The 15256-nt window shown below is 46.5% G+C and carries 8 protein-coding genes; all 8 read right to left on the reverse strand.

Annotation, left to right across the window (positions count from 1 at the left end; genetic code table 11):
* Window positions 1-214: 214 nt before the first annotated feature.
* The 8 genes from BMX50_RS13435 to BMX50_RS13470 are packed head-to-tail and all read right to left on the reverse strand — an operon-like array spanning window position 215 to window position 15256.
* On the reverse strand, window positions 215-3547 hold the full coding sequence (locus BMX50_RS13435; RefSeq protein WP_091211021.1) for a glycosyl hydrolase: 3333 nt from the start codon (window positions 3545-3547) through the stop codon (window positions 215-217).
* On the reverse strand, window positions 3544-6852 hold the full coding sequence (locus BMX50_RS13440) for a glycoside hydrolase family 2 TIM barrel-domain containing protein (protein ID WP_208864700.1): 3309 nt from the start codon (window positions 6850-6852) through the stop codon (window positions 3544-3546). The genes BMX50_RS13435 and BMX50_RS13440 overlap by 4 nt, the downstream gene beginning before the upstream one ends.
* Window positions 6849-9047 (reverse strand): alpha-L-rhamnosidase-related protein, encoded by a 2199-nt coding sequence (locus BMX50_RS13445; protein WP_091211023.1) that lies wholly within the window; start codon window positions 9045-9047, stop codon window positions 6849-6851. Before BMX50_RS13445 ends, BMX50_RS13440 begins: the two co-directional genes overlap by 4 nt.
* A gap of 2 nt (window positions 9048-9049) precedes the next feature.
* On the reverse strand, window positions 9050-10639 hold the full coding sequence (locus BMX50_RS13450) for a sodium:solute symporter family transporter (protein ID WP_091211119.1): 1590 nt from the start codon (window positions 10637-10639) through the stop codon (window positions 9050-9052).
* An 8-nt stretch (window positions 10640-10647) separates the two neighbouring features.
* Complete coding sequence (locus BMX50_RS13455) at window positions 10648-11727, reverse strand: Gfo/Idh/MocA family protein (RefSeq protein WP_091211024.1); 1080 nt, start codon at window positions 11725-11727, stop codon at window positions 10648-10650.
* Between the two features lies 1 nt (window position 11728).
* Window positions 11729-12442, reverse strand: coding sequence for an L-rhamnose mutarotase (locus BMX50_RS13460; RefSeq protein ID WP_091211025.1), 714 nt, complete (start codon window positions 12440-12442; stop codon window positions 11729-11731).
* Window positions 12439-14361, reverse strand: a complete 1923-nt coding sequence (locus BMX50_RS13465) for a hypothetical protein (protein WP_208864701.1) — start codon at window positions 14359-14361, stop codon at window positions 12439-12441. The genes BMX50_RS13460 and BMX50_RS13465 overlap by 4 nt, the downstream gene beginning before the upstream one ends.
* A 10-nt stretch (window positions 14362-14371) precedes the next feature.
* On the reverse strand, window positions 14372-15256 hold the full coding sequence (locus tag BMX50_RS13470; RefSeq protein WP_091211027.1) for a sugar phosphate isomerase/epimerase family protein: 885 nt from the start codon (window positions 15254-15256) through the stop codon (window positions 14372-14374).

The following is a 15256-nucleotide window of genomic DNA, read 5'->3' on the forward strand; positions in this document are numbered from 1 at the left end:
CAATAACTGTTTAATTATAAAAATCCCCCAGAGGGGGTAAAGGTTTGTAGAAATAACGTCCCGCCCCTTATCCGAACCCCAGAGGGGTTCAACTCGCGCTGATTACTCAATTAGCAATGACCATTTAACTTATTAATTTATGGATTAACCTAAACTCACAGACAGCCCCTGAGGGAATCCGAATAATGAGATATTTATTGTCATTTTCATACTATTAGGGAATATAAGTGAGCAGCCTAACCGGGCTTAGTAACCCAGCCGGCAAAAGCGAACGGCCCTCCAACCGGTAAGGTGCGTTTGTCCATGTAATTCGTTTATTTTCCGGAAGCACATGATCGCCCGTCAGGCGGTTAGCCCAGGTATTGGTTACTTTAATTATCAACTTGTTTTCACCGGGTTTAACCGCCTTGCTGATGTTTACACAATAAGGATATGTCCATGCCGTGCCGCAGTTAATTCCGTTCACATATACTTCAGCCATATTAGCGACCTTACCCAAATCAAGATATAGCCTTCCTGTTTTTCCGGTAAACTGAAATGTGTGACTGTAAACCGCTGTGCCGGAATAGTACTTCACACTATCATTATTACTCAGCGACCAATCATCAGGTTTATCAAACGTAACCGGTTTTGCAGGTCCTCCGGATTTAGGATCAAATTGCACCTGCCAGTTTGTAAAAGTTTGTATGGTTTTGAAATGTACCGCTTTATCCAACTCAAGCTTTGCGCCCGGATGGCTGTTTCTAAAAACGATAAAAACCGAACCATTTGCAGCAAGCTCAAGGCTTAGGTTTGTACGCTTAGATTTACTGCTGCTTTGTAATCGTTTTATTTCCCCGGTTAAAGGCTCCCACAACTCGGGAACACGGCCGGATATCCTTAGCGACAAATTAACAGTCCGGTTTAAAGCCTGCTGATTGGAGATGAAATAGAGATCAAGATCATCAGCACTGCGATGTGTCCACGCGAGGTCCTTTGCGGGTTGATTAACCGAATCCGTAGCGATCAGATCGCGGGAAATACCCAGTTCATCAAAGGTATCTTTTTGGTAAGGGCCTGTAAGCAGTTTACCTGTCAAAGCAGCTTTCATTCGCTGATCGCCCAATAAAACTGTGGCTCCCTCGTTCACCAATTGCTGAAGTTTTTTAATAACCTCTGCCGATAACTGCCATGGCTGCGGTGACATTTGGCTCACACCGGGGATAACCAGCACAGCATAACTTACTCCACCAGGCAAAACTATCCTGCCATTTTTCACGGCGGCCAAACGTAGTAGCGCATCTTTATTGAAAGAATCATAAGCATAACCACGCAGCGGATCGATCCAGTTTTCGGGCAAAGCCATATTGGCCGAGTGACTTGCATCTTCAACCGAATTAATGATCGGCACATCTTTATTGGCCAAACGTTCGGCTTCCTGCTTTACCCGTTCGGCACCGAAAATCCCTGGCAGGGTACTCACTAACCTATCAGGTAAAATGGCACGGCGCGGGGTTTCCTCGCCGGTAAAAACAGCAATATCGGTAACCGGGTGGCCCTGTTGCAGCATCGATTGGCAACGGCTGATATAATCAAACCAGGCTTTACCGGGCTGCCACCAGGTTTGATCGCGCTGGAAAAACAGGCCGATGCCGTCCAGCGTCATTCCGGGTTTACGGTCGAGCCAGGGGTTATGTACGTTTACGTGGAAAACATAACGGTTAATGCCCAAGGCAAAATTGCGGTCGGCGGTGGTTTTGAGCATGCCGGGATGTTCATCCCACAAAAGCCTTAATTCGGTAAAAGCCTCGGCCTGGATAATATTTTTTCCGTAGATATGCCCGCCCGATATGGCATCCAACATATCATTCGGCTTATCATGCGTAGGGCTCCTGAACCAAAACTCGCCCATCGGGATATCAGCCTTTTGATAATGCAGCATGCCATCGCTCATCATGGTTGGGGCGACGCTTTCGGCAGTAAATGTGCAGCCTTTTTCGTGCGCCAGCTTAGCCATGGTACCGTAAAAGTTATCTACCAGTAATTCGGCTATGGTTTGACGCACGTCGGCCAAAACCTTTTCGGATTTTTCGGCGCTGTCCATCGGCACACCGGCCATCAGCGGAAGATAAGGCAACAGATCATACCCTCGCCGCTTTTTAAATTCCCCGGCAAATACCGGCGACCAGTTTTGACTTCCGCACTCCCAGCTATCTACATGGAAGATTTTTAAAACCCGTTTTGCCAAGTCCGGCCCAACCTGCTTTATAGCCTCACCAAACCAGTTCTCAAACTGTATTTTGGCAGCCTCTGGGTTAAACTTATCACACTCCAAACCGATGCCGCCACCGCCCGTAGCATTGGTATGCCCGGTGGAAGTATGACCAATACGAATGATAGTCCAATTACCGGCGGGTACCTGCCAATTCAGTTTACCATCTGCCCCTAATTTATCGGTAAGGTTGATAACCTTGTTTTTATCAACACAAAGGTTAGCCGGTAATTGGGCATCTGTAGTTTGTTTACTTAAACGCCACACTTCGCCGTTTTTACTTTCATACTGATGGACGTGGGGTTCAGCTAATAATTCAATCCCCGAAAGTTTTAAAGTAGGCTTCCATTTAGCAAAATCAAGGTCTTCAGCACCCGGCTCAGATCCCGTTTTATCATAAGTAAACCTGAAATATCTGGCCGTAGTTGGTTCAATGGCATTGGTAATTTCCGCATCACCATCCTGCCAGCCGTGACGTGGGGGCTCCAATCTGCCTAACGAGCGAAAGTTTTTACCATCATCACTTACTTCAAGCAACAATCGTTGCGACTGGTAATTGCTTGCCGAAGTATGGATGATGAGCGAACGGCAGGTAAAAGGTTTAGTAAATTCCAATTGCAGCCAGCAGGGCTCATTACTGGTAAAGCTTTTAGTATTACCTTTTTCGGCAAGGTATTGAACATCGGTATTCGGTAAACTGGTGCTTATCTTCGGATGTTCATCATAACTACTCTGCCCCTCGCCCGGGAGCGACGGATAGGCCAATATTTCAATGTCTTTATAATAGTTTTTATAGTGCTTTGGTACAAGTAAAGTATCATGATAAGTTTTGCCGCCCTCAACCTCAGTTTTTGACCACACTACTTTTTGCATAGAAAGCTCAGGAGTTATCCATGGCCCGCCTGCGAGCGCGAAACCATCGCTATCATGCATTGCCAGTTTTACACCTATCCTGTCAGCTTCCTGCATGGTAAATTTCACCATCGCCCACCATTCGGGGCTTAGCTGATTAATTGACGGGGTGATAAAAGGCGGATTAGCCGGCCCTTTAATGGGCATTAAATAAGCGCCCGCAATCCCGGCCTGTTTCATCGCCTTCAGATCGGCAGTGATACCCTCCCGGCTTACAGCGCCCTGCATCCAGTACCAGAACACCCATGGCTTTGCTGATTCGGGAGGGTGCAAAAAAGCCTGTTCCAAGCCATCTATGTGCAACAAGGATTTATGCTTTTGCGCTATTCCCTTAAAGAAAAAGAAGCACAAACAAATACCAATTATGAAAACGTGCTTCTTCATTGCGTTTTGTTAAACTTTATTTGATATGCCGCTTTCCCTGCTGCATCGGGTTTACCCTCATAAGGTTTCAGATAAAAACTATAGCTATAGCTTTTTGCAGGGATACGGTATTGCTCCAAAGGCTCGGCCACTTCCGACCAGCTATCATTACCGCCTACGCCCATTTGTAGCAGATCGATATTCAGCGTAATAAAACCCGCATCCTGCAGTCTATTCGTATGCTTTGCCTTTTGAATATTATCTTCGGTGTAAGGCCAGGCGCTCATGCTGAGCAGGCTATCGGTAGTTACCAACAAGCCGCCTGTTTTATGATGCAACAGCATCCAGCGTACATCCGTGCGGTTGCCGTTTTCCTGGGGCACAACATAAGGTTCCATAAACTGGTTGATGGTTTGCGAATAGATTCCCGCTTCCGAGCCCGTACGCCTGTCGATGTAGTTTTCATAAGGCCCCCGGCCATAGTAACTGATATTGCTATCGGCCCTTGCTATCCCCATCTGCATACCAACTTTTGGCAGGTTTGGCAAACCGGGTTTAACATCAAGGGAATAAGAAACCTTCAACAACCCATCGCCACGAATGGTGTAATCTACATCAACCCTTGCACTATCATTAAGCATCGAATAAACGCTTGTGATCACTACCGAACCATCCCCGGCTTTTTGGCTTGAGACCTTTTTCAAAACGGGCACCGCTTTAAACCAAGCTGCCAGTTTCTTTTCCATTTTCCATCCGCGATGATCATTATCGGTAACCGGGCGGGTAAAATGTGGCAATAAAGGAGCAAATACCTGTTGCTGGCCTTTGCTGATATAGGAAATTAAAGCCCCGTTAAATTTACTTACGCCTATCTCAAAATCTTTACCGCCAATATGGTATGCTTTATCGTCTTCGGAGATTTTCACCTCAGGGTATTTTTTAGCGTCAAGATGAACCGCCAAAAATTCAGAGGGCGTTAGCTGGAACTGATCATTCGCTATTGCATAACCTTTAGCTGCCCATGGCTTATCTTCAGTAAGGGTAAAATGAATATCGGCCAGGTATTCATGACCGGCCTGTAAATTGGGCAGGTATTGTTTTATGCTGATGATGGTATCATGCCCCGCAGCAAGGTTAATGTGCGGCATTTGCTTTTTTAAAATAATATTACCCTCTTCCCTCAACTGCAAAGTAACATCATAATCGGCCAGTGAAGCCACACTATGCCAGTTTTTGATGTGGATCGTTTCCTTATCAGCATCAACCAACTCGCAAACCGCGGGCTGAAAAACGTGCTTACATTCATAAATAGCGGGCTTTGGTCTCCCGTCGGATGCTACGATGCCTTTGATGGTGAAATTATCAAAATAGCGTTCGCCGTAATCACCACCGTATGCGTAATAAGCGTTACCTGTGGAATCATGTTTTAAAAGCCCCTGATCTTTAAACTCCCAGATAGCCCCGCCGATAATCCGTTTGGTTGATCGCCACTGATCCCAAAATTCTTTCAGGTTGCCGTTAGAGTTACCCATCGCATGCGAATACTCCACAAAAAATATCGGGCGGTTATCGCCGTTTTGCTGATTAGCTAATAAAGGCGCGGTGTAAATGCCGGGATACATCCGGCTCACGATATCTACATAAGGCTGATCGATAGGATTTTGCAACCTGTGCGAATGATCATTAGTTTTTGGATAACGCGGATCGGTTGGGTCGATATAGCCTTCAGCCTGAGGCGTGCCCTGGGCAGGTTCATAATGTAGCGGACGGGTAATATCAAAATCATGGATCCAGCCTGCCATAGCCGCATGGTTTGGCCCGCGACCTGCCTCGTTGCCTAAGCTCCAGATGATCACACTCGGATGGTTTTTATCGCGCATCACCATACGCGTTGCCCTGTCGAGGTAAGCGCCGGTCCACATCGGGTCGTTGCTTAATTTCGAGCCAAGGCCATGTGTTTCGAGATTGGCTTCATCTATTACCAGTATACCATACTCATCGCACAGATCATACAGGTATGGATCCATTGGGTAATGACTGGTGCGGATACAGTTAAAATTGAAACGTTTGATAGTGCGTACATCGTTCAGGATATCTTCGCGCGATAGTGCTTTTCCTTTTACCGGGTCATGATCGGGCCGGTTTACGCCGTACAGGTAAGTTACCTTACCGTTGATAAGCAGCTTGCTATCTTCCTTACTAAATTCAATGCTCCTGATGCCAACCTTGCAGCTTTTCACCTCCAATGTTTGACCGGTGCTGTCAACTAATGATAAAGTAAGTGTATATAGGTTAGGCTTTTCATCGCTCCATTTTTCCGGGTTTTTAAGCGTGGTTTCCATCAGACCGAATTTTACATTATCCAACCGCGGATAGATCTCATTGATGATACTTTCAACACTTCGTTCCAATGGCTTTTGCAGCACTTCTTTATTATTCCTGTCGAAAAGTCTTGCCTCAATTTTATAACCGGGAACAGCTTTGCCGGTCAGGTTCTCTATCCGTGGACGGATACTGAAAACTGCGTCTTTATATTGTTTATCCAGTTTGGCCTGCCATTGAAAATCAGCTATGCGTAGTTTTGGTTCTGCCAGTAGCATTACCTCCCGATGGATGCCGCTCATACGCCACTGGTCTTGATCTTCCAAAAAATAACCGTCACTCCAGCGGATCACCTGTACCGATACCACGTTTTCGCCAGTTTGCAGGTATGGGGTAATGTTGAACTCCGATGGCAAAAAACTATCCTCACCGTAACCTAAAAACTTGCCATTCAACCAAACCTTAAAACCCGAACTTACCCCACCGAAATGGAGGGTAATGTTCATGTCCTTCCAGTTAGGCGGCAGGGTAAACGTACGCTGATAGCTGCCAACACCATTATAATCCTGTGGTACGTTTGGCGGATTAACCGGCCTGAAAGGGTAAACCGCACTTTTATAAATAGGCTTATCATATCCCTGCATCTCGATGCTTGAGGGTACAATGATCTTTTTCCAGCCGCTTACCCTGCTTCTATAAAAATCCTTTGGTGCATCAGCAGGTTTGGCAGCATAGCTAAAATCCCAGTAACCATTCAGGGATAACATCCTGCCCGATTTTCCCCTGTCACCCGCCAATGCATCTTTAATATTGCTGTATGAATAAGCTGTAGCCCGTGCAGCGTCCCGGTTGATACCATCAACCAAAGGGTTTTCCCATGGCTCGGCATCATAAACCGTAGGCACATTAGGGATAGGCGCAGGTGTTTTATCAACCAGCTGCGCGTAAAGCCCGGTTGATGAAAATGCCGTTAAAAGCAGAATAGATAATAGCTTCTTCATCATTTCTTCGCGCTGTAGTTTATGGTGTACTGTTTTTGTTTTTGGATGGTAAGTTCATAGGCCCCATTTCCTTTAGCAGTTATTTCCCCTTCATTGCAAATCGGTTTTGATGTACTGGCAAACCGCAGCAAGCCGGTTCCTGTATCGCTGTTTACTTTGATCTGTTTGGTACTGCATGATACTTTGATATCGCCATTGGCAGTTGGTACGCTACCCTCCATCCATTGCATGCCGCCCAATTGGGGCTCGATCACATATTGCTGATAACCCGGTGCGGTTGGTTTTACACCTAAATAATATTTGCCCAGCAGGTAGATCGGACTGGCGCCCCAGGCATGGCACAGGCTTTTGCCAAACAGCCGCCCATACATAGCGTAATGATCAGCACCGGTTTTGGTTGGATTATACTCTTCCCAAAATGAAGTTGCCCCCAAATTGAGCATCCCACCCCAATAATCCTTCATTTCTTTGAGCACATAACTTTGCTCGCCCATGGCGCAAAGGGCTTCCAGTTCGTAAAAGCGCATGTAGGGGGTGGTTATCTTTTGGATCTTATCATTCAGCAACACATATTTTTTAACCTCCTGTTGCTGGCTTGCATTTAGGTAATTGAAAAATATCGAGAACATATTGGTGTAGCGGGTTACATTGTCGCTTTGCTTCCCATCAACTATACTGTGCACAAAGGCATGTTTATCCTCATTCCAATACAGGTCGAAGATCTTTGATTTCAAATCTGCCGACAGTTTTTGGTATTGATCGTTGCTTGTTTTGTCATCCATGATATTGGCGCACAGGGCCATGGTTTCCAGGCTGCGGCAAAGCAGCAATTGTTCAAAGCTTACCTCGCCTTTTTTGCTGAGTTTGTCGGCCCAGTCGATGAATACCCAGTCGCCGGGCAGGCCTTCCATGAGGCCGTTTTTGTCCCGGCGCTGCAGGCAGTAGCTCATCAGGCTTTGCATGCGCGGGTACATTTGTTTGATGAAACTTTTATCGCCGGTGTATTGGTAGTAATCATAAATACCCATAAACCAGTAAAAAGTATAATCCATAATGGTATTGATATGGCTGGTTACCGGGTCTTTACCGCGCAGAGCATACAGTGTGCGGGTTACCGTTGGGGAATCAAAATACAGGTAATAATTCATCAAATAGCTTTGATAAGCATCGCCCGACCAGATCCACCTGTCCCTCTTAATCCCATCAATAAAAAATTCGCGTGTGTTCAGGTGCAGGGTATAAGCCGAAACATCCCAGATCTTGTTGACCTGCTCATCAGAACATCTGAAACTCCCCCGCTGCTCAACTGGCGAATATTCATAAAGCATGGCTACATCGTCGGCACTTACATTGTCATCAAACAATACATTGATGTAGCGAAATGCGCGCGAACCCTCCATGGTATGATCAGCTTTTTGAGGCTGATCTATGGAGATACTGTCCAGCAGTTCGCAGGTTGCGGTGGCTAAAGCTTCTTCTTTAGATTCGCCATAGCAGAGCTTAACATTGCCTTTACCTTTTAAGCCGATCAATTTTGCATACCCAAAGGTTTCTTTACCAAAATCAACCAAAATGGAATGCTCTTTTCGCTCCGTTTTTGCGGGTTTGTGCTCTTCCGTAGGCAAACGAAACGCCGAAGGCAATTTATCCGCCGAATCAAAGTTCCAGTTACCGGCATTTACGTATTTGGTGGCCGATACATCAGAAGTTTTGCCCGATTCATCGATCCATTCTTTATCCTCATAAGTTACTAGCCAGGAGGTATCTGACACCAGTTGCTGCCCCTTCACAAATATGGCAGGAGCAGCAGCCTGGTTATAAACTTTGAGACTAAGCCTGTGCCTGCCAGCCGGCACATGGATATTTTTGGGGTAACCTGCTAAGGCCTTACCATCAAGCTTTACATTGTATTGGCCTTCAACGGCCAGCTCAACTGTTTCGGGGTTTGCAAGCGTAAAATCCTTATGAAAATCAACCAGTACGTAATGACTGTCCAGTTTCCAGAATGGCGGGAAGAAAGCCCCCCGCTCGGTACGGCGGTTTTGCATTTTATTGCTCAGCCATACTTCATAATCGCCGGGATACCAGATCCAGGTGGCCTTTTGCGCTTTGGCAACATCGGCAAAAAACATCAGGCTGAGCAGCATAATCAATATGTAATGCTTGTTGAGTTTTATATGGGTTGATCTTTTATGCATTTTTAATGTCCGTTGAAAATGAGGTATAAGGCAATCATCACTATGGTAAGCAGTGCCCAGGCAATTTTTACACGCCGGGTAGGTTTAGCGGTATTGTGTATTTCCGATAGGGTTGCCTGGTAAACCGTAGGCGCGTTATCAAGCAGCGAGATCAAAACAGCAGATATCGCCAGGAAAACAAATATGAAAAACGACAACATCAGGTAATGCGGCCAAAAGCTGTACTTAGCAGGTGGCAACACCCACAAATAAACCACACCTGTGCCCAAACTAAAAGCCGAACCAGCTGATAAGATGACATTAACAGCCTTGCGAGTGGTGCGTTTCCAGTAAACCGTAAGCAGGAAAACCACGGCCAGCGGCGGAGCGATGAAGCCCAATACCGATTGAAATACATCGAACAGGTTAAGCCCTTTAATGCTGTCAATAGCCAGCGCCATGCCTATCGCAAACAGGCAGCCGGCAATTACAGTGTAACGCCCTACCCTGATCAGGTCTTTGTTAGTGGCCATGGGGTTGATCTTTTCTGCATAGATATCCATGGTAAAAACCGTGCTCAGCGAGTTGAGTGAGGAGCCGATAGTACCCACCAAAACCGCGATCAGCACGACGATAACTAACCCGTTCATCCCCGGCGGGAAAAGGTTGGTGACCATAGTCATATAAGCCAATGCAGGATCGCTCAGATGCGGATAGAGGATAAAACAGAGGATACCGGTGAGTATAAACAGCGGCAGCGACAGTATTTTGAGCCAACCGATAAAGTTAACGCCAAGCTGCCCCTGCTCCAGATTTTTGGCACCCAATACCGATTGTACCATGGCCTGATCTGTACAGAAAAAAGCCACAGCTGATACCGGGTAGCCTAACAAAATAGCATACCAGGGATATTTAACATCGCTTGCCGGGTGAATCAGGTTCCAGTAGTTTGCGGGCGTTTGAAGAAACACGGCTGATAACCCGCCGGCTTTGTTTACGCCCAGCACAGTCAAGGTTAATGAGACGCCAATGAGTAACAGCATCTGGAAAACATTTACTTTAGCTATAGCTTTTAAGCCGCCTGTAAAGGCAAAAAGCCCGGCGAATGATACCAGTACAATAACCGATTGCCACATGGGGATGCCCAGAATCTGCCTTACTAAAAACCCACCGGCAAACAACCCCAGTGAAAGCCATGAGATGAGCATTTTGATCAATGCGTACCATGCTAAAATGTTACGCGTAGAATCGCCATAGCGGTTACCCATAAACTCGGGCATAGTAGATACTTTGGCCGCGATGTACTTCGGCGCGAAAACCAACGCCAGCAGCATCAGGAACACAAAGGCATACCAATCGAAATTTACGGCTACGATACCTGTACTGTAACCGATGCTTGCAAAAGCCAGCAGCATGGACGGCCCAACATTGGTGCCCCACATGTTAAAACCGATGCTTGCCCAGCCCAATGATTTATTGGCCAGAAAAAGCGTTTCGTCCGTTTTATTTTTATTGCCGAAACTGGCGCGGTAACCGATCACCATTAAAACAACCAGGTACACGGCCACTACCGAATAATCCAACAGCGTGAGGCGCGATACGATATTGCTCATGCCGAGGATCATGCGCTTAATTCGTTTACGGTTAAATTAAATTCGGTGAGGATGTCATCAACCTTTACGGGTTTACCGCTTTGTAACGAGCGGTCCATAGCCTGAAGCAGGGCGATGGTGCCAATACCTTCTTTAATATCGGGGTAAGCGGTGTAACCTTCGGTGATGCTATCGGCAAAGTATTCGAGGTAATTTTGATACTCGCCGGCGTGGTGGCTTTTGCCCTCAAACCTGAAGTAATGTTTAAGCTTATGTTCCCAGGTAATGATGCGTTCTTCGCCGGTATTATCGGTAATTGCATAGCGCAGGTCCATATAATCGCCCTGACTGCAGCCCTCGGTGCCGCGTAAAATGCAGCTCATTTCACTGTCGCGGGTAACGGGCTGTACCGGACCGGTATAACAGCCGCTCACACGTGCAATGCGGCCATCCTTCGCTTTGAAAATAAAATGCATGGTATCCGGGTTCTTCAAGCCACCTTTAGCTCCGTTAGAACTTAGCATGCCGTAGCCCATCACCTCTTCAATATCGGGCAGGTACCAGCGGATAAAATCAACCGGGTGGCTTAAGCCCCCGTACAACCACTTAAAAGCCTGCTGTAACGACCAGGGCTTCTCTAAAAACCAACGGTGGTCTGCATGATAATAGGCCTCTACGGTGATCAAATCTCCTATCAAACCTGCCTCATAATCTTTGCGCTGTTTTTTCATCGGCTCAAAAAAGCGGGAGCTTTGGCCTACAAATACCTTTTTGCCGCTTTGCTCAACCAGTTCAAGCAGCTCGGCGGCTTTGCTTAAGTCATCAATAAATGGCTTGGTACAAACCACATGTTTGCCATGCAATAGAGCCTGTTTAACGTGTTCTGCATGCAGATGATCCGGCGTATAAATGGCAATGATTTCTATCTCAGCATCATTAAGCAGGTCGTCGTAGTTGGTTGTATAACTATGAAAGTTGAACTCCTCTGCGCGGTGTTTGCATAGTTCAATATTCCTGTCGCACACCATTTTCAGTTCAAGCTTCTCACTTTTCAATGCCGCCGACATGGTGCTGCGCCCTTCGCCTAATCCTAATATTCCTATTCTCATTTTATAATGATCGTTTAGTGTCGCTGTTGTCTGTTACCTGTTTAAAAAACACCCATACCTCGCCCTTTCGCGTGCCGGGCACACCTTCCTGGTATTTTTTCATCAACCTGTTCCAATCGTTTACCCGCGGATTGTTTTCGATGGTTTTAGGATTAAGGTCATCAAGCTTTTTGCCTTTCGGGATACTGATCACCAGCATCAGGCGGCGCCCGTTTCTGAACACCAGTAATTGCTGAAAACCTGCATTACAAAAACCTTTAGAAACCTCGGGCCAGTTTTTAAACTGGCTGGCGTGGTAATCAATATATTCCTGCTGCAGGCGTTCATCGGCAACCAGGTTTGCCGTTAGTATAATATTATCCCATTGCTTAGCAATGCCATTTGCACCGCAATGCTGCGTTCGGTTAAAATCATAAAAGGGGCTGCTATAAACCGTAACCTGGCATGAGGGATATGCTGCGCGAGCACTTTTTTGGATGAATGTTGCGTTTAAATGCTTACCGTAAACAATGAGATGGTTATCCCAACGGTAAACAGCCGAAGCCGGTAGCCCCTGCTTACGGGCAATATTCAATAACGCGGTATAATTGAGCTGTTTACCTTGCGGACCCGTCACTTCAACAATGGCATAAGGATTTGAAGTTGCCTCTACATGAAATGCAGGCAACAATAAAACTACCGTGAGCCAAACTATATATGCTTTTAATATTTTCATTCTGTTTTATGATTGATGGGCAGGTTATCCGGGTTTACCTTACGATACTGAAATAGATAGCGATAAGGCCGTTCTATGCCTGCTGATAGTTTTACGCCATCATCAACCTGCGGACCGTTATTTTCCCAAACATTGCCGGGACCATTGGCGTTTTTCAGGAACTTATCTGCCGGACACCAGTTGTTTTTTATGGTGATGTATGACGAGCCCTCATCGGTATACAGGTAAAACCAATGCTGCGGGTCATGCGCGTAAGGAGCTTTATAAATACTATCGACATAGTTATTGCTGATCACCGAACCGGGCTGCGCGGATAGCGTATAGATGCCGGCAACATCATACATATTGCGGGCGTAGTGGTGAATTTTGTTAGCCGTAATGCGGTTATCACTCATGGCGTTGACGGTCTTTGTCCAGCCCCAGCCCATGCTGATGCCGGTGTAGTTTACATCGCAAACCTCGTTATGTGTTATGCTGATGCCTTTAACATAGCCCCCGCCAATGCCAACGCATCCCCAATCTTCATTGGTAGCATCTGTAATTAAATTATTGGAGATAGTGTCATTGGTGCAGATCTCCCGTTTCTCAGTAGGGTTATAAGGCAGGTGAACTTCCTGCGCTTCGTCTGAATATACGCCGTCGAGAATTGCTGTGCCGCCGATATCTTTAAACAGGCTGCCTTTAATCACATTATCATGCGTGCCACGCTGAAAATCCAGCCCGGTTGAGGCCATGTGTTCAAAACCGCAGCCATCAAATGCGATGTGCGATGCATAAGCCACCTCAACCGCAGCTTTCGGTCTGCCCACCCATGCCTGGTTTTCCAGACCTTTTTTATCGGGCGTGCCAGGGATTTTCAATTTGTAAGCATCCAGCATGTACATCCCGGCCTGGTGCGGAACTAAACCCGCCTTTGACGGACGGAGCCAGCTGCTGTGCTCAAAACTGATATTTTTAAAGCTGACGTAGTTAACCAGGCGATCAAGAGTGCTTTCTATTTTCACCAATGTTTCCAATTGGGGAACGGTAACAACAGCTGTTTGCAGATCCTCACCTTTGCGTGGGATATAATATATTTTGTTAGCGATGCGGTCATGAAACCACTCGCCGGGCTTATTTAAAAAACTGATCGCATTGCTGAGATAGAACCCTGAATTACCTGTTTTTTTGGAAATCCAGGGCGCTGGCCATGGATGCTCGGACTGGATGCGGCTTTCGGGCTGATAGAAAGATAAGCGGGCACTATCCCCCATTACCTTGACAGCTTTAACCCGTAAAATGGCAATTGCCCACCATTGATGAATAAACACTTCCATACCCTTAAGATGGGAGGTCTCAATAGAGGCAGACCATGGAATTACACAGGTTTCGGTTTTGTGATCCCAGGAAAGAATGCGGTTCATCAACGGGGCTTCAGTATTGCGGGTACGAACCGCCTTTTCATTATTCACCCACAGCTGCCTGAATTGTAAAGGCTCATCTCCGATCATTGGTGCATCAGCTTCCCAAACACTGCCTTTAGCCTCTGCCGGTAAACCGGGAATCTCTGAAGTTGCTTTACGCCATCCTGTTACGGTAACGCCGCCGCTTAGGATAGTTTTGCCCATGCCTTCGCCCTCAATAAAGGTCGGACTCTCGGCTGTACCTGAATCTTCGGGGCGGATAAATAAAGGTTCTGCTAACTGGTAAACTCCCGCTAATACTTTGATATGGATACCGCCTTTTATCGATGCATCATTTAACCGCCTCAGTTCACGGGCTTTCCGGATTGCCATTGCTACGCTTGCCAGTGGTTGTTGCTGGGTTCCGGCATTGTTATCGGAGCCCTTTGGTGCTACCCAAATCTCGGCCGCAAAAGCGCCACCTGTCAAAACAACATTTAACAGCATCAACAAAACAACTACGCGGCGGATGTTCATTTACGTTTTTTTACTTAGCTTGGAATATTGATTTCACATATGTGGTATTAGCGCTGAAATTCCACTTTACATTGCGTGGATCTTTGGCATCGCGCGAGCGCTCGATGACCAGCCAACCTGTCCAGCCCATTTTATCCAATGTGGCCTTTACCTGCTTCATGTTTATTTTAGGATCGTTTTGCAGCCAAACACCATCATCATTGGTACAGTGGATCTGCACGATATAATTTTTGCCCAATATTTGAAGTTCGCTATCCAAATCGCGCCCGTTCCTGATGACGTTTTCAAAATTGAAATAGCTTTTAATAGCCGGCGAGCCTATATCCTTCAATAACTGCAACTCGCCTTTGGCATCCAATGCGGTTTCAATGCCTATTACCACCCCGGCCTTTTCCGCTATCTTGCCAACCTCTTTTAAGCGGGAAACAATAGCCGGGCGCAGTTCAGGAAATTTTACCAGGTCGCCTTTTACACCCATCGGCAAGAAGCCAACTTTAACACGCATTTGTTTCATGGTGTTGATACAATCGGTAACGGCCTTAACCGCTGTTGGGCGTTCGGCAAATGACTGGGCGAAAAAGCCGGTCATCCCCATGGATGGGATTTCCAGGTTCAGCTCTTTCGCCTTGTTCAGGAATACATTCCTTATCGAATCATTGGCCAGCTGGTTATCAAAAGTTTCGCGGTCGCCAAGGCCACCCATATCTACTTCAACGCCATCCGCACCGATATCTTTAGCCAACTGAAATGCACCTAACTTTTGCCGTTTAAGGATCATCAGATCAACAACTGCTACTTTATAGCGCTGCTTTGATGCGGTTTGGGCAACCGACGGTGCGCCAAAAGCACACATCATCAACCCTATCCAAAAACCTGAGATCAACCTGTATTTCAT

The sequence above is a fragment of the Mucilaginibacter gossypiicola genome (assembly GCF_900110105.1).
Classification (GTDB): domain Bacteria; phylum Bacteroidota; class Bacteroidia; order Sphingobacteriales; family Sphingobacteriaceae; genus Mucilaginibacter; species Mucilaginibacter gossypiicola.